This is a genomic window from Pantoea sp. y20 (genome assembly GCF_054903455.1).
The window spans coordinates 428,501-452,674 of the sequence record NZ_CM142816.1; the positions used below are offsets into that span (position 1 = coordinate 428,501).

The following is a 24,174-nucleotide window of genomic DNA, read 5'->3' on the forward strand; positions in this document are numbered from 1 at the left end:
GTGCTAAAGCTCAAGCCGTACGATGCCGAAAAGATAAAAAAGTATTATCGATTGCTTCTTTTCGCCTGCGTATTGCAAGGACACACACATGCGTAACAACCAGCCCGTCACTCAGCGTGAATTCGCTTTTGACGATGACGCCACATTGATGTCGACTACCGATCTCAACAGCTACATCACCTATGCCAACGACGCCTTTATTGAAGTCAGTGGCTTCAGTCCAGAAGAGGTGAATGGCCAGCCACACAACATGGTGCGCCACCCGGATATGCCGCCGGAAGCCTTTGCCGATATGTGGGCGACCCTCAAACAGGGCGAGCCGTGGACGGCGCTGGTGAAAAACCGGCGTAAAAATGGCGATCACTATTGGGTGCGCGCCAACGCCATTCCGGTAGTGCGTGAAGGCAAGGTGCAGGGTTTTATGTCGGTGCGCACCAAGCCGTCGGTGGAGGAGGTTCGCCAGACCGAAGCGCTGTACCGCGACTTCCGCGAAGGGCGCGTCAAAGGACGCCGCTTCCATAAAGGCTTGATGGTCGGCACCGGCTGGCGTCGCCTGGGATCGATCCTGAAAACTCTGCCGCTGCGCTGGCGCATCCGCTCAACCTTATTAACGCTGCTGCCGCTCTCGGTGATTGGCGTCTGGCTGCTGGGCCTTGCACCTCTTGCCGTTGGCTGCTTTGCCGGCGGCATGGCGGGCCTTTTACTGCTGGCGAGTCTGTGGCTGGAGCAGCAAATTTCACGTCCGATGGAGCGCATGTGCCGTCAGGCATTGAGCGTGGCGACCGGCGCCAGCCATAAAGTGGAGCAGATCGATCGCGTTGATGAGATTGGCGTGACGCTGCGCGCCATCGGTCAGCTTGGGCTGATGTTCCGCTGGCTGGTGGATGATGTCAGCGGCCAGGCGATCAACGTGCTGAGCGCCAGCGATGCCATCGCGCGCAGCAACGACGAATTGAGCCGCCGCACCGAACAAGCAGCGGCTAACGTGCAGCAAACCGCCGCCACCATGAACGAAATGACCGCCACGGTGAAGAGCAACACTGATACCGCTAAAGAGGTCAATGGGCTGTCGGAAAACACCAGTCATGCGGCGATCAAAGGCGGCGAAGTGATGCAGGAGATGGTGGGCATGATGGCGGAGATCGCCGACAGCTCGAAGCGCATCGCCAACATCACCAGCGTGATTGACGGTATCGCTTTCCAGACAAATATTCTGGCGCTTAACGCCGCAGTGGAAGCCGCGCGCGCCGGTGAGCAGGGCAAAGGCTTTGCGGTGGTGGCCGGTGAAGTGCGCAATCTCGCGCAACGCAGCGCCAAAGCCGCCAGCGAAATCAAACATCTGGTGGAAACCAGCGCCAGCCGCGTGCAATCGGGCAGCGACCACGCCGATGCCGCTGGGCACACCATGCAGGAGATTGTCGATCAGGTGCAGAATGTCACTGCGCTGATCGCGCAAATCAGCGGCGCGACCGCCGAGCAGGCCATCGCGCTGACGCAGGTCAGCACGGCGGTGGAAGATCTCGACGAAATCACCCATCAAAATGCCGCGCGCGTGGCGGAAAGCGCCGAAGCGTCCGGTCGCATGAAGCATCAGGCCAATCGTCTGGTGGAAGCGATCAGCGTGTTCCGTTAACGCATGTCGCGTTCGGCGCGCAGTGCGCCGGGTGGCGTGCCAACAATGCGTTTGAAGGCGCGGCTAAACGCCGCCAGCGAACCGTAACCGAGGTGGAAGGCAACGCTTTCCACCGCTTCGCCCTCGTTCACGATACGTTCCACCGCCAGCCGCATGCGCAGCTCGGTAAGATAGCGCAGCGGCGTCATGCCGGTTGCCGTCTGGAAGCGCGCGGCAAACACCGAGCGTGAACTGCCGGATTCGCGCGCCAGCCGCTCCACCGTCCAATTTTCGCCGGGTGCGCGATGCATCGCCGCCATCGCCAGGCTGAGACGCGGATCGCGCAGCGCCTGCACCAGGCCGCTGCCTTTGCCGCAGCCGTTCTCCACCCAGCCCCGCACAATTTGCGCCGCCACCACATCCGCCAGCCGCGACAAAATCCCGGCGAAACCGGCTTTGCGCTGCCGCGTTTCGCGCTCCATCGCATCGAGAATCGGCTGAATTTCCGGGTACTGCGCCAGCAGCGTACTCACCAGCATCACATCTGGCATGGTGTGCACCAGCGGCTGCATGCCGCCCAGTTCAAACGCCATGCAGGCGCTGAACAGAATCACATCGCTGTTATCCGGGCAAAGTTCGGTGCTGTCGTCGATGGCACAGACGCTGGCGCAAATCGGGCGGCTATTAAACGTCGAAATGGGTTCGCAAACGGCCTCTTCGCTGGAGATCAGCGCGTGCGGTTTGCCGTGCGGGATCAGCAGCGCATCGCCGGCCTGCAGCGGATAGATCACGCCTGACGCCGAGCGAATCAGTAACGATCCGCGCCCAACAAAATGCAGCTGCGCGCGACCAGGCGCGTCGTCATATTGCAGGCCAAAAGGCGCGTGCAGCGCGATACGCTGGTATTTGACGCCGTACAGGCGCATGCCCATCAGCAATTCACTGGTCAGATCTTCATAGCGGCTCATACCAATCCCAGACGAATAATCAAAAAACAAAGTTTCTGCATCATAGATCGTCTGATGAACAGTCACTATGCTTAACGCTAAATATTTTGTGATGGGGATCACAGATGAGCCTGGATACTGAAATAGTCGAAACACCGTTAGACGTGGATAAACCGGCGTGGGGCGCGGTGTTTGCCATGGCCTTTGGCGTGTTCGGCCTGATTACCGCAGAATTTCTGCCGGTAAGCTTGCTGACGCCGATTGCCGACACGCTACGCATCAGCGAAGGGCAGGCGGGACAAACCGTGACCGTGACTGCGCTGGTGGCGCTGCTCACCAGCCTGGTGATTGGCAACGTTACGCGCCAACTTGATCGTCGCGTGGTGATGCTGGCCTTTACGCTGCTGCTGATTGCCTCCGCGCTGCTGGTGGCCTTTGCCGAGAATCTGCCAATGATTCTGCTGGCCCGCGTGCTGCTGGGCGTGGCGATTGGCGGCTTCTGGACGCTCTCGACCGCGATTACCATGCGTCTGGTGCCGAGCGATCAGGTGCCGCGCGCGCTATCCATCGTGTTTAGCGGTATTTCGCTGGCGACCATTATTGCTGCGCCGCTCGGCAGCTATCTGGGCGGCATTATTGGCTGGCGTAACATCTTCATTCTGACCGCTGCATTAGGCGTGCTGGCGCTGCTGTGGCAGTTCTTCACCTTGCCCGCGATGCCGCCGATTAATAAAGCGCGCAGCGGTGGCGTGCTGGATCTGCTGCGTAAAAGCGTGATGCGCTGGGGCATGCTGGCGGTGATTATGATGTTTACCGGCCACTTCGCCTTCTTTACTTATCTGCGTCCGTTCCTCGAAGGCAGCGCGCAGCTGAACGTCAATCAGCTGTCGCTGGTGCTGCTGGCGTTTGGCGTGGCGAACTTCTTCGGTACTTCGCTGGCGGGATATCTGGTGACGCGTAGCGTATCGCTGACGTTAACCGCGATGGCGCTGGTGATGAGCGTGACCGCGCTGCTGCTGGTGAGTTTCGGCGAGGTGTCGTGGCTGGTCGCGGCGGGCGTGGCGCTGTGGGGCCTGGCGTTTGGTTCGATGCCAACCGGGTGGTCAACGTGGATCTCCCGCGCGGTGCCGGACGATGCGGAATCAGGCGGCGGTTTGCTGGTCGCCACCATTCAGCTGGCGATCACCGCCGGTGCCGCAGCCGGCGGCTGGATGTTTGATTTGCAAGGCGCCGGCGGCGTGTTCCTCGCCAGCGGCGTGCTGATGCTGCTGGCGGCCATCACCATCTTCACCCGCGTTCGTCATCACGGTTAACACCTATGCCATCCGTCGCGGCGCGATAAATCGCGCCGCGATAGCATTATGCGTTCTGGCTATCACAGCCATATATCCTGCCTTTTAATTAAATGTCAGATTTTTAACCCTTTGCACAAAGGTTAACCCAAACGTGCTTTTTATGTTCAAAATATTCGAATGACAACGGCAAATCTCTCCGCTTTTTACTGATCAATTCTGCGCCTATTATATCTCTCAACAAGGCGATGACGCCTTACTCAATCAAACGTACATTAAGGAATTGACCATGAAAACCATCAAAACTTTTGCTGCTGTTGTTGCTCTGACCGTTCTGCCATTCGCGAGCTTTGCGCAAAGCATCACTGCAACCGCTTCAACGCTGGATGGAGCAGAAGCGCAAATCGCTGCTCAGGCGCATGAAGCTGGTGCTTCGTATAAAGTGACCGAAGCCAACTTCAACAACGGCGTGCACATGACTGCTGAACTGACCAAATAAGTTGCATTAACGTTCTGTGCTGACAGGGTGCCTTCGGGCGCCCTGGCGGCGTTGGTAAGCCGATAAAATCCTGTCACTTTCCCTTCGAAATGATTACTATTCTCAAAAAGTAGCACCCTTCGTCGGCTCGCCTCGGGCTGTCTTTTTAACATTGGTTGTAATGTCGGGCTTTCACTTCACTGCCATCAGGCGGTGTTTTTGCTATGGAGAAGTTATGAAGGCGAATAAAAAATCGTGGGCGCTGCGTCCACTGCTGCTGGCAACAGCGCTGTTCTCAACCTCTGCGGTGATGGCGGCGGAGTCTCAGCCGTTGAACCAGGCGATCTCAAAAGGCGCTTACGAGTTGGCGTTCAGCAACAGCGATAATGCGCTGTTCCTGGCGACCGCGCAGAGTACCACCGACAAAAAAGGCGGCACCGTTTATCGTCTCGATCCGCAGGATCTGGCGGTAAAGCAAACCATCAACACCGATCTGCCGACCTTTGGCGCGGCGATCAACCAGAAAACCAACATTCTCTATTTCGGTAACACCCGCGATGCTGCACTGACTGCAGTGGATGCCACCAGCGGCAAGGTGATCAACACGCTGGTGCTGGATGGGCGTCAGCGCAGTGAAACCGTGCGTCCGCTGCAGCCGCGCCAGTTGGCGGTTGATCCGGCGACCGATCGCGTTTACATCACTGGCCTCGGTGAGCAGAGCGTGGTGTGGGTGGTGGATGGCAAAACCCTGCAACTGATCAGCACCGTGCCGAACACCGGCAAAATGGGCACCGGTTTAGCGATCGATTCTGCGGCGCAAAAACTGTACGTCACTAACTCCGATGGCGAACTGGTGACCATCAATACGCGCCTGAACGCGATTGAAAAGCGTCAGAAAATCGATGGCGACAAAGATCACTTCTTCCTCAATATCTCGCTGGATACCAAAGGCCATCGCGCCTTCCTCAGCGACTCAAAACAACCGCAGGTGCTGGTGCTGGATACCCGCACCCAGCAGGTGATCCACAAGATCGATGTGCCGGAATCGCTGGCGGTATTGTTTAATGCCGATCGTGATGAGCTGTACGTCACGCACCGTAAAGCGGGCGAAATCAGCATCATCGACGCCAGCAGTTACCAGGTAAAACGCACGGTGAAAGCGCCGGGCCTGCCAAACAGCCTGGCGCTTTCCGCCGATGGCAAAACCCTGTTTGTCAGCATCAAGCAGCCGGGTTCACGCAAAGAACCACCAAAAAATCCAGATAGCGTGCTGCGCATCGCTTTATAAGCGGTAATAGTCTGAATTAAAGGGCGGCTTGTGCCGCCCTTTGCATTTCCGCACTTCGCTGCGCCTATTCTTTACGCACATACGCTACCTTGTAGGACGACAACACCAATGGAGAGGATGCAATGAGCCAGTTTTTTATGCATGAGAAAAACGATCTGGTTAACGAAGCCATCGAAGGGGTTTTGCTGAGTACGCCGTGGCACAACCTCAGTCGCCTCGATCTCGGTGATGAGATTCGCGTGGTGGTGCGTTCGGACTGGGATAAAAGCAAAGTGGCGCTGATCTCGGGCGGCGGTTCTGGCCATGAACCGGCGCATGCCGGATTTGTCGGCAAAGGCATGCTGACGGCGGCGGTGTGCGGCGATATCTTCGCCTCGCCGAGCGTCGATGCGGTGTTGAACGCCATTGTTAACGTCACCGGCGATGCCGGTTGCCTGCTGATTGTGAAGAACTATACCGGCGACCGTCTTAACTTCGGACTGGCGGCAGAGAAAGCCAAAAACCTCGGCTACAAAGTTGAGCTGGTGATGGTGCAGGATGATATCGCGCTGCCGGAAAACCCGCAGCCACGCGGCATCGCCGGGACTGTGCTGGTGCACAAAATTGCTGGCTTTGCGGCGGAGCAGGGACAATCGCTGGATGAGGTCAAAGCGCTGGCGCAGCGCGCGATTGATGCCACATCGTCCATCGGTTTGGCTTTTGCCACTTGTCATGTGCCGGGCGAAAAACGCGATGAGCGCGTCGCGCCCGGGCACAGCGAGCTCGGCATGGGCATTCATGGCGAGCCGGGTGTAATCACGCTGGATACGCAAGACAGCCGCCAAATCACCAGCATCATGACCGATAAACTGGCGCAGGCGCTGCCGGACGGCAAGCAAGCGCTGTTGCTGATCAACAATCTCGGTGGCTTCTCGCAGCTGGAGCTGGCGCTGTTAACGCGTGAAGTGTTGCAGTCGCCGCTGGCGGCGCGCATCACGCATCTGCTGGGGCCGGCAACGCTGGTCAGCGCGCTGGATATGAAAGGTTTTTCGCTGACGCTGCTGGCGCTGGAGGAGCCGTTCCTCGAAGCGTTAAACGCGCCGGTTCAGGTGCTGGGTTGGGTGCCGGTGTATGACTTTGCGCCGATCAGCCTGCAACGTGCAGAGAAAATCGGCAGCGTGCTGGATTTTGATGCCTCTGAGAATGCGGAGGTGGCGCGCATCGTCGCCAGCGTCACGCAGACGCTGATCGATCTGGAAAGCGAGCTGAACGCGCTGGATGCCAAAGTGGGCGATGGCGATACCGGCTCAACCTTTGCCGCCGGGGCGAAGAAAATTCAGCGCGGCCTGCAGGAAAAACAGCTGCCGCTGGATGAGCTGCCAACCTTGCTGGCGCTGATTGGCGAGCAGCTGGCGACGGTGATGGGGGGATCGAGCGGCGTGTTGATGTCAATTCTGTTCACCAGCGCCGGCCAGCAGCTGGAAGAGGGCAGCGCGCTGCCGCAGGCCTTGATGCACGGGCTGGAGCGCATGAAACATTACGGCGGCGCGCAGCCGGGTCATCGTACGTTGGTGGATGCGCTGCAACCGGCGCTGGAAGCGTTAGTGGCGGGCGAGTCGCTGGCTGCGGCGGCAGAAGCGGCGCAGAAAGGCGCCGACGCCACTGCGCAGATGCAGAGCGCCAAAGCGGGGCGTTCCGCGTATCTGAACCAGCAGAGTCTGGATGGCGTGAAAGATCCGGGCGCGTATGCGATTGAGAAGGTGTTTGCGGTGTTGGCGGGTTAAACAGAGTGCGCCTGGCCCCTCACCCTCACCCTCACCCTAACCCTCTCCCGCAAGCGGGAGAGGGGACTGACCGAGCACATATTTGACATTTGGCAGCGTCTCCCTCTCCGTGGGAGAGGGCCGGGGTGAGGGCACCAGACCGCACCGCACTACCACCTTACTCCGCGGCTTCGCGCATCATCTCTTCGTGTGGAATATCCTGCAAAATCTGCTCGAAACTGCGCAGACGTTTATAGATCGACATCAGCTCAACCAGCGTCGACCAAGAGGTAATGAGATACTGGAATGACGAACGCACCTGATCAAACACGTTAGTAATTTGGTTCATCATGCCCAACGTAATGGATGCGGTCACAATCGACGGTAACAGTAAAAACAGTCCGAACAGATTATCGACCTGCAGATAAAGAATGCGGGTGATATTAAAGTACAGATAGTGGAAATAGAGGCGGAAATAGTTATGGCGTACGCGGCTAAATAACTCTGCCACCGTTGGCGGAGCCGCCCGATCGGCATGATCCTCCCCGTACACCAGCTCTTTACGATAGGCCGCTTCAACCCGTTGATTGCGGAATTCCAGTCCGGGTAGCTTGATACCTACCAGCGCCAGTAAACCCGTACCAAAAATTGACCACAGCAGGGCGGCGATGACCAGCGCGTAAGGAAGATTGCCAAGAATTGGCACCTCTTTAACGTTGGGTGACAGTGCGACCAACACCGGCAGAAATGCCACCAGCGTCATGATCGCCTGAATAAAATTCACTCCCCAATCTTCCAGTGTGCCGGCGAAGCGCATGGTATCTTCCTGGACACGCTGCGCAGCACCTTCCACGTGGCGTAAGCGTTGCCAGTTATGCATGTAGTAGTTGTTCATCGCAGTACGCCAGCGGAATATCCAGTGGCTGATAAAGAAGGAGCTTATTACACCAATCACTACCGCGATCAGCGCGATACCGAGGAAAGCGGTGAGCTGATGGTAAAATTCCTCAATAGTGACGGCATTCGCCTTGCTCAGCGCTTTTTGGATCATATTGCCAAACGGATTGTACCAGGCATTGATCGCCACGCTCACCTGCACGCTAAACCAGGTAATGAAGATGATTAACGCAGCCCCCCAAACCGACCAGCGCTGCCACGGATGGTTATCAATCACGCGCCACGCCAGCGCAAAGAGGCCGGCAACGATCCAGTAATAGGCATAAAACCACAGTTGGCTGATGTGAATAAAACGGCTGGCATTGGTTGGCAAAGGTTCGTGCATCGCCGCCTGGAGTGCAGGCCAGCGCGCGGGGAAATCACTGAAAAAGCCAAACCAGGCAAAAATCGCGACTAAACTCCAAATCGCAGCTGAGCTGAAAAACAGCGTTGGCCGCGGAAAAAAGGACTTAAACATAGGCACTCCGCTGTTGTGTGTACGCTTTTATACCGCTTCAGACCTCTATCTGTCTGTTGTGGGTTGTATCAGACGATGTCAGTTTCGCCGCTGCGATGTAAAACGACAGCGGCAATTGTTAAGTAATTAGTGCGAATTTGTTTCTAGCAACTAAATTATCCACAGCAATGGTGTTACAATATTTGTACTGTTACCGGTAACAGTGCTGCTGTATCCCTTAAGCTATCAATAAAAAAACAATACAACGCAACTACTTAACTTTCATGCCGCATTATATGTGGTACTGAGGCAATGTCATGTCAGAACAAAAAAATGGTCACACTCGCAGGGATTTTCTGCTGAGAACCATCACCCTGGCGCCGGCAATGGCGGTGGGCAGTACGGCGATGGGCGCACTGGTGGCACCAATGGCCGCTGGGGCAGCAGAACAAAACGCATCACCACAACAGGCGCGTAGCTACCAGCCCACCTGGTTCACCGCCGAAGAGTTTGCCTTTATCACTGCGGCCGTGGCGCGCCTGATCCCCAACGACGAACGCGGTCCTGGCGCACTGGAAGCCGGCGTGCCGGAATTTATCGATCGTCAAATGAACACGCCGTATGCCACCGGTAACAACTGGTACATGCAAGGTCCGTTCAATCCCGATCTGCCAAAAGAGTTAGGTTATCAGCTGCCGCTGGTGCCGCAGCAGATCTACCGTCTCGGCCTCGCCGATGCCGATGGCTGGAGCAAAAAACAGCATGGCAAAGTGTTTGCCGAGCTGACGGGCGAACAGCAGGATGCGCTGCTCACCGCGTTTGAAAGCGGCACGGCCGAGTTCCCGCAGCTGCCGGCGAAAACCTTCTTCTCCTTCCTGCTGCAAAACACCCGCGAGGGCTATTTCAGCGATCCGATCCACGGTGGCAATCAAGGCATGGTGGGCTGGAAGCTGATTGGCTTCCCAGGCGCGCGCGCTGACTTTATGGATTGGGTGGAACGCGGCGAACGTTATCCGTTCCCGTCAGTGGATATTCGCGGGGAGAGGACGTAAGCGTGGCAAATGAATTGAAAAAAGTGGATGCGGTCGTCGTCGGTTTCGGCTGGGCGGGTGCCATCATGGCGAAAGAGCTGACCGAAGCGGGCCTGAATGTGGTGGCGCTGGAGCGCGGTCCGCATCGCGATACCTATCCGGATGGATCCTATCCGCAGTCGATTGACGAACTGACCTATAACATCCGCAAAAAGCTGTTCCAGGATTTGTCGAAAAGCACCGTAACGATTCGTCACGATGCCTCGCAAACCGCCGTACCTTATCGCCAACTGGCAGCGTTTCTGCCCGGCACTGGCACCGGCGGCGCGGGTCTGCACTGGTCAGGCGTGCATTTCCGTGTTGACCCGGTAGAACTGAACCTGCGCAGCCATTACGAGCAGCGTTACGGTAAAAACTTCATCCCGGAAGGCATGACGATCCAGGATTTCGGCGTCAACTATGACGAGCTGGAACCCTTCTTCGATCAGGCCGAGAAAGTGTTCGGCACCTCGGGCAGCGCCTGGTCAATCAAAGGCAAACTGCTGGGCAAAGAGAAGGGCGGCAACCCGTACGCGCCAGATCGTTCCAGCGACTTCCCGCTGCCGGCGCAGAAGCGCACCTACTCGGCACAGCTGTTCGCGCAAGCGGCGGAATCAGTGGGTTATCACCCTTATGATATGCCGTCGGCCAACACCTCAGGCCCCTACACCAACACCTACGGCGCACAGATGGGCCCGTGCAACTTCTGCGGTTTCTGCAGCGGTTACGCCTGCTACATGTATTCCAAAGCCTCGCCGAACGTCAACATCCTGCCCGCGTTGCGTCAGGAACCGAAGTTCGAGCTGCGCAACAACGCCTACGTGCTGCGCGTTAATCTGACCGACGATAAAAAGCGCGCCACCGGCGTGACCTATCTCGATGGTCAGGGCCGCGAAGTGGTGCAGCCTGCGGATCTGGTGATCCTGTCGGCGTTCCAGTTCCACAACGTGCATCTGATGCTGCTCTCCGGCATCGGCAAGCCGTATAACCCGATTTCCAACGAAGGTGTGGTGGGGCGTAACTTCGCCTATCAGAACATCTCGACGCTGAAAGCGCTGTTCGACAAAAACACCACCACCAACCCGTTTATCGGTGCCGGTGGCGCAGGTGTGGCGGTGGACGATTTCAACGCCGACAACTTCGATCACGGTCCGCACGGTTTCGTGGGCGGTTCGCCATTCTGGGTGAACCAGGCCGGTACCAAGCCGATCTCGGGTTTGCCGACGCCGAAAGGCACGCCAAACTGGGGCAGCCAGTGGAAATCTGCGGTCGCGGATACCTACAACCATCACATCTCGATGGATGCGCACGGCGCGCACCAGTCGTATCGCGCCAACTATCTCGATCTCGATCCGAACTACAAAGATGCCTACGGCCAGCCGCTGCTGCGTATGACCTTTGACTGGCAGGATAACGACATCAAGATGGCGCAGTTCATGATCGGTAAGATGCGTAAAATCACCGAAGCGATGAACCCGAAAATGATCATCGGCGGCGCGAAAGGGCCGGGCTCGCACTTCGACACCACCGTGTATCAAACCACGCACATGAGCGGCGGCGCGATCATGGGTGAAGATCCGAACACCAGCGCGGTGAACCGTTACCTGCAGAGCTGGGATGTGCCGAACGTGTTTGTGCCAGGTGCGTCGGCTTTCCCGCAGGGACTCGGCTACAACCCAACGGGCATGGTCGCCGCGTTGACCTATTGGTCAGCCAAAGCGATTCGTGAACAGTATCTGAAGAACCCCGGCCCGCTGGTACAGGCATAAGGAACACGGCGATGATTAAAAGCATTTTAGCCCTGTTTCTGGGCACCATGACGTTCGCCGCAGTGGCGGACGAAGCAGGTTCGGACGCGTTGGTGAAGCGCGGTGAGTATCTGGCGCGCGCGGGCGACTGCGTGGCGTGTCACAGCGCGCAGGGCGGCCAGCCGTTTGCCGGTGGACTGCCGATGGCGACGCCGATCGGCACCATTTACTCCACCAACATCACGCCGGATAAAACCACCGGGATTGGTGACTACAGCTACGACGATTTCCAGAAAGCGGTGCGTCACGGCGTAGCGAAAAACGGCGACACGCTTTATCCGGCGATGCCGTATCCGTCTTACGCGGTGGTCAGCGATGACGACATGAAGGCGCTCTACGCCTACTTCATGCACGGCGTGCAGCCGGTGGCGCAGGCCAACAAAGAGAGCGACATTCCGTGGCCGCTGTCGATGCGCTGGCCGTTGTCCATCTGGCGCGGCATCTTTGCGCCGGATGTGAAAGCGTTCCAGCCGGCGGCACAGGAAGATCCGCAGCTGGCACGTGGTCGCTATCTGGTGGAAGGTCTCGGTCACTGTGGCGCTTGCCATACGCCGCGTAGCATCACCATGCAGGAAAAAGCGCTCAACAACGGCGAAGGCAACAACTATCTTGCCGGCAGTAGCGCGCCGATTGATGGCTGGACCGCCAGCAACCTGCGTGGCGATAACCGCGATGGCTTAGGCCGCTGGAGCGAAGAGGATCTCAGGCAGTTCCTGCGCTTTGGCCGCAACGATCACACCGCCGTATTCGGTGGCATGACCGATGTGGTGCAGCACAGCCTGCAGTATCTGAGCGATGACGATATCAGCGCGATTGCTAAGTATCTGAAATCCCTAGGCGCGAAAGATCCGAATCAGGCGGTGTTTAAGCAGGATGATGCGGTGTCTCAGGCGTTGTGGAAAGGTGACGACAGCCAGCCGGGCGCATCGACGTATGTCGATAGCTGTGCGGCGTGCCACAAAACCGACGGCAGCGGCTATCAGCGCTTCTATCCGGCGCTGCGCGGCAATCCGGTGGTGATGGCAGACGATCCGACCTCGCTGATTCACATCGTATTGGTCGGCGGCACTTTGCCGGGCGTGAAAGGCGCACCTACGGCGATCACCATGCCAGCGTTCGGCTGGCGTCTGAACGATCAGCAGGTGGCGGATGTGGTGAACTTTATCCGTGGCAGCTGGGGCAATGGCGTGAAGTCGAGCGTGTCGGCGAAAGATGTGGCCGAGTTGCGTAAAGACGAAACCGTGCAGCCGAAGCAGGGTAATGCGGATATTAAGGTGTTGGAAGGGCAGTAGTTTTTGCTCGCTGTCCCCCATCCCGGCCTTCCCCCACAAGTGGGGGAAGGAGACGTTGCCTCATGCAGCTTCCAAACTCACATTTTGCAGCATCTTCCTCCCCCATTTATGGGGGAGGACCGAGGAGGGGGGCAGCCAGCACGATCTGGGACAGCCAGCACGATCTGGAACAGCCAGCACGCTCAACCCTCAAATATTCTCCAAATCCATCCCACGGGTTTTCGGCCCGTAAATCCCCACCGACAGCATCACAATCAGCATGCTCAGCACGATAAAGGCGATCACGCCCTGGCTGCCGGCATACTGCAAAATAAGGCCAATCAAAATACTGCTGAACACCGTCGACAGGCGGCTAAACGAGTAGCAGAAACCCACCGCGCGGGCGCGAATGTGCGTCGGGAAAATTTCAGTCTGATAAGCGTGATAGCTGAAGGTTAGCCATGCATTGCTGTAAGTGATCAGGAAACCACAGATGATCATCAGCACCGGATTGGTCATAAACGCAAACAGCGTGCCGAACACCACCGTCATCAGCGATGAAAACACGATCTGCCATTTATTCTCGAGCTTATCGGCGTAGCGGCTGCAAATCAGCGAGCCGAGCGGATAGGCCAGCGTAATGAAAAACGCATACAGCAGGCTGTGCGTGACGGTGGCGCCTTTGCCCGACAGCAGCGCCGGCAGCCAGTTGCCGAAGCCAAAAAAGCCGATCGCCTGAAAGAAGTTCATCACCACCAGCATCAGCGTGCGCTGGCGATAGGCCGGTGCCCAAATCTCGCTGAAACGCCCTTGCTTAGGTTGCTCAGGTGCGAACTGTCCCCCATCCCGGCCTTCCCCCACAACTGGGGGAAGGGGAGAAGCGATACCACAGCGCTTTTCCATCGCACTCAGCACCTGATGCGCTTCCTGATGCCGTCCTTGTTGCGCCAGCCAACGCGCCGATTCGGGCAGGTTTTTGCGAATCAGCCAGATCACCAGCGAGCAGAGCGCACCGGCGATCACCACCCAGCGCCAGCCTTCGAGGCTGAGAATGGTTTGCGGCACCAGCCACCACGACATCAGCGCCACCGTCGGTACCGACAGGAACTGGATAAAGAAGGAGAAGGCGAACGCGCGGCTGCGCAGATGCGCCGGCACCCATTCGGAAAGATAGGTATCGATGGTCACCAGCTCGACGCCGAGGCCAATGCCGACCAGGAAGCGGAACAGGATAATCATCTCTGCGCTCTGCTGGAACGCCATCAGCAGCGAAAACGCACCGTACCACGCCAGCGCGCACATAAAGGTCAGGCGGCGACCAAAACGGTCGGCGTAGGGCGCAAGCAAACTCGCGCCGACAAACAAACCGAGGAAGGTGGCCGAGGCAAATGCGGCCTGGTCGGCGATGCCGAACACGCCCGCAGAACCGGTATGAAACACGCCCGCCGCCACCAGGCCGGAGCTGATATAGCCGGTTTCAAAGAGATCGTAGAGCTCAAAGAAGCCGCCCAGCGCCAGCAGCGTGATAAAGCGCCAGAGACCGGCGGACGAGGGCAGCGCATCAATGCGCCCGGCTAAGGTGCGGCGATCCGCGCTCATGTGATCGTTCGCCATCCCTGTCGACGTGATGGTTGTCATTATTATGTATACCTCGGTGTTTGCAGAACCCGCTGACGGCTGAGATGGGTTTTAAAAATAATTAACCGTTAGCAAGCGAAGGAATAGCAGGATAATAAATTCGCTGAGAGTTGCCGAGAGGCAGGACGGTGACATTTTGGCAACATATGTTGCAGTTCACAGAAAAGTGATCGCCATCCGTGGCGCAGGCTTAGTGCAGGCTTGGGTAGACGCCGGGACCGATCGGTAAACCCAGCGCGTACCACGCCAGCAGCAGCACAATCCAGGTGGTGAAGAACACCAGCGGATAGGGGAAGATCAGCACGTAATAGGTGCCCAGTTGCGCATCTTTTTGGTAACGCTGCAGGAAGCCGAGGAACAGCGGCAGGAACGGCGACATCGGTGCCAGCGGCAACACCGCAGAGTCGGCGATGCGGAAAATCATCTGGGCAAACGCCGGATGGAAGCCAAGCAGCATAAACATTGGCACAAATACCGGCGCAAGAATCGACCAGATCGCCGATCCGCTGGCGATAAACATGCACAGGAACGCCGACAGGAACATCAAGCCCATAAACGCCGGTGCACCGCTGATGCCCGCGCTCTCCAGCACATCGGTCAGGCCAATGGCCATGAACTTGCCCATGTTGCTCCAGTTGAAGAAGGCCACGAACTGCGATAGTGGAAACACCATCACAATAAAGCCCGCCATGCTCTTCATCGGATCCACCAGCAGCTGCGGGATATCATCCGCGCGGCGAATCTGCTTGGTTACCGCGCCATAGGCAATCGCCACCACAAAGAAGAACAGGATGATGATCGGCACAATGCCCTGAATAAACGGCGACGGAATAATGCCGCCGGTTTTTGGATTGCGCAGCGGCGCGTGTTCCGGCACCACCAGCAGCGCCATCAGCGCGATAAACACCAATGCGGCGATGCCGGCGGCTTTCAGGCCGCGATTCTCCAGTGCGGTGAGCGGCGGCAGACGATCGCTATTGCCGCCGTTCCACGCGGGCAGGCGCGGCTCGACAAATTTGTCGGTCAGCAGCGCACCGGCGATGGTCAGCACAATCACCGAACTGGCCATAAAGTACCAGTTGTCGATCACGCTAACGTGTACGGTGTCGCTCACCGCTTTGGCGGCTTCGCTACTGATGCCGGACAGCAGCACGTCGGTGGTGACAATCAGCAGGTTGGCGGTAAAACCGGACGCCACGCCCGCGATCGCCGCCATCAATCCCGCCACCGGATGACGTCCCACCGCGAGGAAGATCAGCGCGCCGAGCGGCGGCATTACTACCAGCGCGGCATCGGACGAAATGTGGCTGAAGAAGGCGATAAACAGCACCATGTAGCTGGCGTAGCGACGGCTCACGCGCGAAGCCATCTTCACCATCAGCGACTGCAGCAGGCCGACTTTTTCCGCCAGGCCAGCACCAATCACCAGCGCCAGAATCGATCCCAACGGCGTGAAGCCACTGAAGTTTTTGATGATATTGGGCAGGATCCATTGATTCCCTGCCACGCTCAGCAGGTTATTCACCCGCACCAGCTCGCCGTTGGCCGGGTTTTTCACCGCCACGTCGAGGCTGCTGAGCACGGCGGTGGCCACCATCAGCACCACAATCAAATAGACGAACAGTAAAAACGGGTTCGGCACTTTGTTGCCGACGCGTTCTATCCAGCTAAACAGCTTTCCAGGGCTGCGGTTCTCCGTGGTGGCTTCCATAGATCAATCCTCGTTAGTCGTCTTATTGTGTTTGCAAGCCCTTCATACTTCGAGCTGCAGGTGCGTTGGCTGCGTGCAGCTCGAAGTATTTTGGGCTTTAGTTTTTATATTTTTTTTTGCCCGCGTTTATAAACGCGAGAGGTAAATCCTAGGACGTTAACTTCGACGGTGTGACATCTGCTGGAATCGGGCAGGCGTAAGGCTGCTCGCGGCGTACGCGCTGGAACTCGTCGCGGCAGCGCGCCAGCGCCGCGTCATCCTGCAGCAAGGTCAGCGCGGTGGCGGCCATCACTTTGGCGGCCAGACACATGCCTTTGTGCGCAATCGACGTGCGGCCCTGCGCCACCAGCTGCCAGGTGTGCAGCGGCGTGCCGAAGGCGAAGCAGGGCGCAAAGCATTGCGCGGTGGGCGTCACCCAACTCACATCGCCAACGTCGGTTGAGCCGTAAAGGATCTCGCGCGTCACTGCATAGGGCGCCACTTCATCCATCAAAATCTTGTCGCCCAGCGCCGCTGCCCAGGCAACGCCCGCTTCACCGCCGGTGCGCGCCGCATTGAGACGTGCGTTACGCAGATCGTCTTTGCTTAGCGTGGAGCGCATCTCGGCGGCAAACGCCTGTTCCGCATCACTGTAGTCAGGCAAACCAAACTGATGCAAATAGCGCTCCATCACGCTTTCCAGTGCGCGATTCGGCACGTAATTGGAGCAGGCTTTATCGAAGCGCACCGTCATCTGCGTGTCGGTCATCAGCGCCGCGCCTTTGGCGATGTTGATGACGCGCTGATAGATATCCTGCGCTTGATCGAGCTGCGGCGCGCGAATCAGGTACAGCACTTCGGCATCGGCTTGCACCACATTGGGGGAGACGCCGCCGGCATTGGTCACCGCGTAGTGCAGACGCGCTTCCTGCACGATGTGCTCGCGTAGAAAGTTGGCGCCGGTGTTCATCAGCGTCACCGCATCCAGCGCGCTGCGCCCTAAATGCGGTGAGTTGGCCGCATGCGCCGCCACGCCTTTGAAGCGGAAGGCGGCCTGAATATTGGCCAGCGTGCTGAGGTTGAACATGCCGCTAAAACCTTCGGGATGCCAGGTCACCGCCGCGTCGACATCGTCGAACAAGCCTTCGCGCACCATAAAGGTTTTGCCGGAGCCGCCTTCTTCGCCGGGACAGCCGTAGAAGCGCAGTGTGCCGCGCTGGCCGTGTTCCGCCCACCAGGCTTTGATGGCGAAAGCGGCGGCCAAACCGGCGGTGCCGAGCAGATTGTGTCCGCAGCCGTGGCCGTTGCCGTTTTCCACCAGCGGCTGCGGCGTGGCGCAACCCGATTGCTGGCTCAGACCGGCCAGCGCATCGAACTCGCCGAGAATGGCGATCACCGGTTTGCCGCTGCCAATGCTGGCGATAAACGCGGTATCGATGTTGCCGACGCCGCGCTCCACGCGAAAACCTTCTTGCTCCAGCGCATCGGCCAGCAGTGCGGAGGACTTTGTCTCTTCAAAACGGGTTTCCGGTATGTCCCAGATGGCATCGCTGAGGGCGGCAAAACGCGGCTGATTTTGATTGATGTAGCGATCTATAAATTCGCTGTGGCTCATCGCTGGCCTCCAAACTGTGCGTGATTAAGGGCCAGCGTCGCCAGCGTTTGCACCGCGGTCGCCATGATCGCTTCGTCAAAATCGAACTTCGCGTTGTGATGGCCCGCCGCCAGATCGCAGCCGAAAATCACGTAGGAGGATTGGCCGCCGCGCTGCTGCACGCGTTCCAGCATGTAAGTGGCATCTTCCGAGCCCGCCGCCTGCTGTTTCGTATCGACCACTGAGGTGAAAATGCCCAGCGCCTCGGCCTGCTGGTGGATGAACGCCACCCACGGCGGGCTCGGTGTGCAGCTGCGCGCGCCGCCCATCAGCTTGACCTCATATTCCACGCCGTACATCGCCGCCGCACCGCCAATCACGCGCAGCGCCTGCTGATAGATATCGTCGTTAACCTGGTTGCTGACGCCGCGCGTTTCCACTTTCATCAGCGCGCAGTCGGGCACCACGTTGCGTCCGGTTCCGGCCTGCAATACGCCGACGTTGACGCGCGCCACACCGCCGCTGTGCTGCGGCAGGTTGTGCAGCGCCAGCGTGGCCTGCGCCGCCGCCAGCAGGGCGTTGCGGCCCTCTTCGGGTTTACCGCCAGCATGTGCGCCAACGCCGGTGAAATTGACATCGAGTTTGGTGGTGGCGAGGAAGCTGTCGCTGCCACAAACGATTTCGCCGGCGGGCACGCCGGTGCCGAGATGAATGGCGGTGAACAGATCGACATCATCTACCACGCCGGCCGCCACCATCGCCTTCGCACCGCGCACGCCTTCTTCCGCTGGCTGGAAAATGATTTTGATGGTGCCGCTCAGCTGCGCTTTCATCTCCATCAATACGCCCGCCAGCGCCAGGCCGATGGTGGTGTGGCCGTCGTGACCGCAGGCGTGCATCATGCCGGGATTGCAGGAGGCAAAGCCTTCGCGCGTTGGCAGATGATCGGCGGCGCGACTTTCGTTCTGATCAAGCGCATCCATATCTACGCGGAAACCCATCACCGGGCCGGGACGACCGGTTTCCAGTGTAGCGACCACGCCACAAAATCCGCCGGAGAAGTGTTTAATCCACTGCGGCAGCGCGCCTTGTTCCAGCGCGCGCGCTTCCTGCTGCGCCAGCACTTCATCAGAGGGCAATCCCATGCGCGAGTCGGCATCGATCACCTCGCGGCCCAGCTTGAGTTGATAACCAAGACGATGCAGCTCTTCAGCCACCAACGTGGCGGTGCGGAACTCCAGCCAGCCCGATTCGGCAAAGTGGTGCAGATCGCGTCGCCAGGCCTGCATCTGCGGGATGCGCGCGTTGACGAGGTCAGAAAGGGTTTTCATCGGCATTTCCTTTGTGTTGGTTTTTTATGCATTTATCCGAATCTACACATTGGTTTTGCCGCGCATAAGATGCGAATATCTTGCTACTGATAAACAATGGTTATCACCAAACTATGTCTGCGAACCTCAAACTTCATCAGTTGCGCGCTTTTGTTGCTGTGGCGCGTCAGGGCAGCATCCGCGCCGCCAGCCGCTTGTCCGGGCTTTCACAGCCTGCGCTGACCAAAGCGATTCAGGAACTGGAGCTGGCGCTGGGCGCGCGCCTGTTCGAGCGGCGACAGCAGGGCGTTACGCTGACTGATATCGGTGATAACTTTTTCAAGCATGCCAGCCTGGTGCTGGAAGAGTTGCGGGTGGCGCAGGAAGATATTCAGCAGCGGCTGGGATTGGCCGGCGGGCGCGTCAACATCGGCGTGGGTGGCAGTATTGCGCGCACCGTCATGCCGCAGGTGATCAATCAGTTTCATCGCGAATATCCGCTGGTCAAGGTGCGGATTGTTGAAGGTCAGCTGGTTTCGATGGTGCATGAACTGCGTCAGGGCGAGCTGGATTTCACCATCAATACCTACGATAAAAATCATCTCGATCAGGAGTTAGTTTTTGAACGGCTGATGGAGCGCGATTATCAGGTGGTGATGCGCAAAGGGCATCCGATGGCGCATGCGCGCACGCTGGCCGAGCTGCAACACTGCGACTGGACCATGCCGACACCGCAAGGCAGCTATTATCGGCTGCTACACGATCTGTTTGGCGAGCGCGGCATGGCGCCGAAAATCGTCGTCACCTGCGAGACCTTTATGGCCTGCACCAGCCTGGTGGCGCAGAGCGATTTCGTCAGCATTATTTCGCGCGACGTGATTGAAGATCCTACACACGGCGGCCAGCTGATTTCTCTCGTTCTCGACGAACCTTTACCGAAAGCCACTTTCTATCTTATTCAGCGCAAAGACACCGCGTTGACGCCGATGAGTGCCTACATGGCGCAGCTGTTCCGGCGCTACTGTCAGCAAAGGTAAGAGTGCGGCCCGGCTCGCAACCGATTAAATAATGCGCACTACACTTGCTGTGGACATTCCCTTTATGGAGAACAGACCATGCAAGTTACCCCGTATGTGTTTTACAGCGGTCGCTGCGAAGAGGCGATTGCCTTCTACCTCGACGCCACCGACGGCGAGCTGCTGTTCAAGATGACCTATGGCGATATGCCGGATGAAACGCCGGTGGAGGATGAAGGTTGTATCTCGGGCGTGAGCTTTTCGCCGGAGCAGATCATGCATGCCCATCTGCGTATCGGGCAGGGTGAATTGATGATGAGTGACGGCGCACCGCAGGCGGCGTATGGCGGTTTTGCCGTGAGTTTATCCACGCCGGATGAGGCGCAGGGCAAGCGTTGGTTTGATGCGTTGTCAGTGGGCGGTGAGGTGACGAAAAGCTGGGCACCGACGTTTTGGGCCAATGGCTTTGGTATGTTGACCGATAAGTTCGGCGTGCCGTGGATGGTGAATGCGTATAAGCCGCAGATTTGAGTAGAGGGTGCGCGCTGGCCCTCACCCTAACCCTCTCCCACAGGTGGGAGAGGGAACAGATCGAGCCTATTTACTCCCTCGCCCGCTTGCGGGAGAGGGCCGGGGTGAGGGAAACCAACAACTTAGAAGTTGTAACCCACCACCAAATAGTAACCCCAACCGGTTGATTTCACTTCAAACGGGCCGTTACCGAAGTTTAGCTCCTGGCCGTCAGCCCACTGGCCGCCGTTGTGGAAATAACGCGCCACGGTAGAAACATGCCAGTGATCGTAGTTCAGCGACAGAATGTGGCTGGACGCAATCGAGTTGCTGGTGCGTGAACGATCGGACTTATCACGCAGATCTGAACCCCAGTCGAAGTTGGTGAAGCCGATATAGCTCAGCTTGCCGCCCCACAGATCGGTAATCGGCACAAAGTATTTCACCTTAAAGCGATAACCATCCCAGCTGTTTTCGTTCGCCGCACCGTAGTTTTCCCACTGGTATTTAGCGTAAACGTTCAGCGACAGGCCGATATCGCTGTGCGTATCGATGTCGGTGCCAAGACCCATGTACCAGGTGTTCTGACGGTTATCGCTGTTGCGACCCATGTCATAGATGTAGTTGTTGGCGAAGTACCACTCTTTAAACGGACCAAAAGAGAGATCGGTGCCGGTCAGCTTATCGATGGAGAAACGTGGCTCAATTTCCATGAACATCGGCGAACCGTGGTCGAACACGCCGTTAGCGTTGCTGTTGCCCACGCCGAAGAAGTTGGTCAGATCGAGGTAGCCATAGAAATCGAACCAATCCTTTTTGGCAAAGGCTTCATATTCCAGGTACACGTCGTTGTTGAACTGGGGTCCAAAACGGGTGTGGTAACTGCCCACCACGTTCACGCTCTGATGCCACCAGTCAGAAACGTACTGCGGATCGCTGTCTGCTGCTTGTGCCGCACCAGTCCAGCTGCTGGCCAATAAGGCCCCTGCTATCAACGCTTTATATTTCATTATTGTTAACCACATGCTTTTGATCGCCGGGCCGTCGCCGCGATCGGGTGAAATTGATCCCAGGGGATGGGCAGTGAGTTGTCGTATCCGGTCTGCATCGCCAGATTTTCAAGCTTGCGTAATGTGCCTGTAACAGAGGCATAGAAAATAGATTTTGGTCACGTTTGTCAAAAAGTGTTGCAGTTTGATTCACTGGAAATGTGATCGCTATCACATTAACCCCGTGTAGCGAACGGAACCCCGCAACCGTTTACGTGTCGCGTTCAGCAGGGAAAGTTATTGATGTAGGGAAAGGATGTAGCGGCGCGATTTATCGCGTTGTTTTGATGTCGCACCGTGCCCACAGCAACTTTGCGCAATACATTGCGCCGCTACGGCACGGTGAAGTTTATGGCAATGTCACGCGTACCTGCAGGCCGGCAATCTGGCCCTGCGGATCGTGGCGGTTCGATAGCGCAACCTGCATCTGATGTTTCTGCGCTACGCTGCGCACAATCGACAAGCCCAGTCCGCTGCCTTGCGCCTGCACATCCGGCGAACGGGTGAAGCGGTCAAAGGCGCGCTCGATAAAGGATTCCGCCATGCCGGGACCGTTATCGACGATATCCACCACGGTGTGATTGCCGACGCGATGCAGCAGCACATCGACCAAACTGCCTTCCGGCGTATGCAGCATCGCATTGCCAATCAGGTTATCGAACAGGCTGCGCAGATCGGAGCGGCTGGCGTGCAGGCGATAGTGTGTGGTGCCGTTGAAGCCGATATCGATGCCGCGCTTATCCGCCACCACCATCAGCTGCTCAATGCTCTCTTTCAGCAGGTCGTCCAGTTCGATGCTTTCCACTGTGGCGACCACCGATTGATCTTCCTGACGCGAGATATTCAGCAGCTGCGTCACCAGATGGCGCGTGCGCGTCACGCCCGCTTCCAGCTGGTCAAACTGGCGGCTGGCTTCACCGGGTTGGATATGTTGCCGCAGATTCTCCAGCTGCAAAGTCACGGCGGTGACCGGCGTGCGCAGCTCATGCGCCGCATCTTCAAGGAACTGGCGCTGTGATGACCAGGCCGCGCGCAGTCTATCCAGCAAGGCGTTGTAAGCTGCCACCAGCGGCAGCACTTCATCCGGTAAACCATCAGGTGAAACGCTATGCGGATGCAGGGTTTCCTGCGCGGCGATATGGCGCGACGCCACGCGTAAATCGCGCGTAATAGCACGCACCACCAGCCATATCACAATCAGTGAGAGCGGCATCATCAGCACCAGCGGAATGATGGCGGAGAGCGCTCGCTTGACCATGATACTTTTCATGTAGCCGATATTGTGTAGTACCTGAATGTTGCCAATTTCACTGCCCAGCTCGCCGGGTCGCGTATAGACACGCCATTCGCAGTCGTCGCCACAGTCTCCGACTTTCAAATCGGTCCAGCCTTTTTTCAGCTGCAATGGCGCATGCAGGCCCGGCCAGGAGCTGGCGCGCAGATGATTGCTTTCGTCCCACAACTGGACGATATAGGTGCTTTTCAGTTTCTCTTCATGCATCACCATCGGCATTAGGGCCGGCATACGTTGGCTGCTGGCCCACGCATCGGCGATCTTGGCGAGCTGGTCGTCTTTCATGGTGCCCATCATGTCGCCGTAGCAGTGATAGAAATACCAGGTGACGCCGCCAATCATCGCCAGATGCAGAATCACCAGCGTGGCGAGCAGCTTGTTACGCAGCGAGCGCATAAAGGTGAAAGGTTTCATATTGCCGGTACCCGCCAGCCAAGTCCGCGTACGTTGCGGATCACTTCGTTATCCAGTTTGCGACGCATACCGTGGATCAGCACATCCACCGCGTTGCTGCTGACCTCTTCGCCCCAGCCGTAAATGCGGTTTTCTAACTGTTCGCGCGAAAGAATGGCGCCCGGCCGCTCCAGCAAGGCGTAGAGCAGGGCATATTCGCGTGCGGTGAGCTGTTCGCGCTGGCCTTTGTACAGCACTTCGCGCGTCATGATGTCGATCTGCACATCGCCGCTGCCGAGCAGAGAATCTGCTGCACCGTGGCGACGGCGGGTAATGGCACGCATACGCGCCAGCACTTCTTGCAGATCAAAGGGTTTCAGCAAATAGTCGTCGGCGCCGCTGTCCAATCCCTGAATACGTTGCTGCACGGTATCGCGGGCGGTGAGCACCAGCACCGGCGTCATGTCGCCGCGCGTGCGCGCACGGCGCAGCACCTGCAGGCCATCTTCACGCGGTAAGCCCAGATCCAGTAACACGCAGGTATAGCCGCCTTCAGCCCAGGCATTGCTGGCATACACGCCGTCGCGTACCCAATCCACCGACCAACCTGCCGCTTCCAGCGCTTGCTGCAGATTCGCGCCAATCATTTCGTCATCTTCTACCAGCAGCACACGCATGATGCCCTCCAACTTAACTGAACGCAGTGTAGCGACAGATAATTAGGCCAGAATTATACCCGTTTTCCCGCTTGCTAATTCTGCGCTAATTTTCTGCTAATT

19 protein-coding genes are annotated in these 24,174 nt (G+C 57.8%); 10 read left to right on the top strand and 9 right to left on the bottom strand.

The features are described 5' to 3' along the window. Positions 1-88 precede the first annotated feature (88 nt). The gene (locus ACYAC5_RS01920) at positions 89-1,633 is read left to right on the top strand and encodes a methyl-accepting chemotaxis protein (protein ID WP_462062323.1); all 1,545 of its coding nucleotides are present in this window, start codon (positions 89-91) and stop codon (positions 1,631-1,633) included. Here ACYAC5_RS01920 and ACYAC5_RS01925 read toward each other — a convergent pair. Continuing rightward, positions 1,630-2,580 (bottom strand): AraC family transcriptional regulator, encoded by a 951-nt coding sequence (locus ACYAC5_RS01925; protein WP_101763127.1) that lies wholly within the window; start codon positions 2,578-2,580, stop codon positions 1,630-1,632. The genes ACYAC5_RS01920 and ACYAC5_RS01925 overlap by 4 nt on opposite strands. Positions 2,581-2,684: 104 nt before the next feature. Between ACYAC5_RS01925 and ACYAC5_RS01930 the strand changes: the two genes are divergently transcribed. The 4 genes from ACYAC5_RS01930 to ACYAC5_RS01945 all read left to right on the top strand — a co-directional run bounded on the left by ACYAC5_RS01930 (position 2,685) and on the right by ACYAC5_RS01945 (position 7,380). Further along, positions 2,685-3,872 (top strand): MFS transporter, encoded by a 1,188-nt coding sequence (locus tag ACYAC5_RS01930; protein ID WP_101763035.1) that lies wholly within the window; start codon positions 2,685-2,687, stop codon positions 3,870-3,872. Between the two features lie 268 nt (positions 3,873-4,140). Continuing rightward, positions 4,141-4,350 carry a YdgH/BhsA/McbA family protein gene (locus ACYAC5_RS01935; RefSeq protein WP_192412651.1) on the top strand — a complete coding sequence of 70 codons (210 nt, stop codon included), beginning with the start codon at positions 4,141-4,143 and terminating at the stop codon, positions 4,348-4,350. 214 nt (positions 4,351-4,564) lie between these two features. Next, positions 4,565-5,617, top strand: a complete 1,053-nt coding sequence (gene yncE / locus ACYAC5_RS01940) for a 7-bladed beta-propeller protein YncE (RefSeq protein ID WP_192412649.1) — start codon at positions 4,565-4,567, stop codon at positions 5,615-5,617. 122 nt (positions 5,618-5,739) lie between these two features. Beyond that, complete coding sequence (locus tag ACYAC5_RS01945) at positions 5,740-7,380, top strand: dihydroxyacetone kinase subunit DhaK (protein WP_192412647.1); 1,641 nt, start codon at positions 5,740-5,742, stop codon at positions 7,378-7,380. 157 nt (positions 7,381-7,537) lie between these two features. On the opposite strand, the gene sbmA is transcribed toward ACYAC5_RS01945, so the two are convergent. Next, positions 7,538-8,773: a peptide antibiotic transporter SbmA gene (gene sbmA / locus ACYAC5_RS01950; RefSeq protein ID WP_280172355.1), complete on the bottom strand. Its 1,236-nt coding sequence runs from the start codon at positions 8,771-8,773 to the stop codon at positions 7,538-7,540. A 296-nt stretch (positions 8,774-9,069) separates the two neighbouring features. Between sbmA and ACYAC5_RS01955 the strand changes: the two genes are divergently transcribed. The 3 genes from ACYAC5_RS01955 to ACYAC5_RS01965 are packed head-to-tail and all read left to right on the top strand — an operon-like array spanning position 9,070 to position 12,922. Continuing rightward, positions 9,070-9,804, top strand: coding sequence for a gluconate 2-dehydrogenase subunit 3 family protein (locus ACYAC5_RS01955; RefSeq protein WP_101762365.1), 735 nt, complete (start codon positions 9,070-9,072; stop codon positions 9,802-9,804). Positions 9,805-9,806: 2 nt separating this feature from the next. Next, positions 9,807-11,591, top strand: coding sequence for a GMC family oxidoreductase (locus ACYAC5_RS01960; protein ID WP_192412642.1), 1,785 nt, complete (start codon positions 9,807-9,809; stop codon positions 11,589-11,591). A gap of 11 nt (positions 11,592-11,602) precedes the next feature. After that, positions 11,603-12,922 (top strand): c-type cytochrome, encoded by a 1,320-nt coding sequence (locus tag ACYAC5_RS01965; protein WP_101762363.1) that lies wholly within the window; start codon positions 11,603-11,605, stop codon positions 12,920-12,922. A 189-nt stretch (positions 12,923-13,111) separates the two neighbouring features. On the opposite strand, the gene ACYAC5_RS01970 is transcribed toward ACYAC5_RS01965, so the two are convergent. From ACYAC5_RS01970 to ACYAC5_RS01985, 4 genes are all read right to left on the bottom strand, one after another. Beyond that, positions 13,112-14,539, bottom strand: a complete 1,428-nt coding sequence (locus tag ACYAC5_RS01970) for an MFS transporter (RefSeq protein ID WP_309836221.1) — start codon at positions 14,537-14,539, stop codon at positions 13,112-13,114. A 190-nt stretch (positions 14,540-14,729) separates the two neighbouring features. Next, entirely contained in the window at positions 14,730-16,250 is a 1,521-nt protein-coding gene (gene abgT, locus ACYAC5_RS01975) for a p-aminobenzoyl-glutamate transporter (protein WP_462062326.1), read from the bottom strand. Positions 16,251-16,398: 148 nt separating this feature from the next. After that, positions 16,399-17,844, bottom strand: coding sequence for a M20 family metallopeptidase (locus ACYAC5_RS01980; RefSeq protein WP_462062327.1), 1,446 nt, complete (start codon positions 17,842-17,844; stop codon positions 16,399-16,401). After that, a complete protein-coding gene (locus tag ACYAC5_RS01985; RefSeq protein ID WP_309836216.1) occupies positions 17,841-19,154 on the bottom strand; it encodes an amidohydrolase in 1,314 nt (437 codons plus the stop codon). The genes ACYAC5_RS01980 and ACYAC5_RS01985 overlap by 4 nt, the downstream gene beginning before the upstream one ends. 113 nt (positions 19,155-19,267) lie before the next feature. Between ACYAC5_RS01985 and ACYAC5_RS01990 the strand changes: the two genes are divergently transcribed. Beyond that, a complete protein-coding gene (locus ACYAC5_RS01990; protein ID WP_101762356.1) occupies positions 19,268-20,170 on the top strand; it encodes a LysR family transcriptional regulator in 903 nt (300 codons plus the stop codon). A gap of 78 nt (positions 20,171-20,248) precedes the next feature. Continuing rightward, the gene (gene yjdN, locus ACYAC5_RS01995; protein ID WP_280172360.1) at positions 20,249-20,680 is read left to right on the top strand and encodes a VOC family metalloprotein YjdN; all 432 of its coding nucleotides are present in this window, start codon (positions 20,249-20,251) and stop codon (positions 20,678-20,680) included. Positions 20,681-20,802: 122 nt separating this feature from the next. On the opposite strand, the gene ACYAC5_RS02000 is transcribed toward yjdN, so the two are convergent. The 3 genes from ACYAC5_RS02000 to ACYAC5_RS02010 form a co-directional block, all read right to left on the bottom strand. After that, positions 20,803-21,669: a nucleoside-specific channel-forming protein Tsx gene (locus tag ACYAC5_RS02000; RefSeq protein ID WP_101762354.1), complete on the bottom strand. Its 867-nt coding sequence runs from the start codon at positions 21,667-21,669 to the stop codon at positions 20,803-20,805. A gap of 388 nt (positions 21,670-22,057) precedes the next feature. After that, the gene (locus ACYAC5_RS02005; RefSeq protein WP_137384992.1) at positions 22,058-23,416 is read right to left on the bottom strand and encodes a sensor histidine kinase; all 1,359 of its coding nucleotides are present in this window, start codon (positions 23,414-23,416) and stop codon (positions 22,058-22,060) included. After that, positions 23,413-24,072 (bottom strand): response regulator, encoded by a 660-nt coding sequence (locus ACYAC5_RS02010; RefSeq protein WP_008105599.1) that lies wholly within the window; start codon positions 24,070-24,072, stop codon positions 23,413-23,415. Before ACYAC5_RS02010 ends, ACYAC5_RS02005 begins: the two co-directional genes overlap by 4 nt. Positions 24,073-24,174 lie beyond the last annotated feature (102 nt).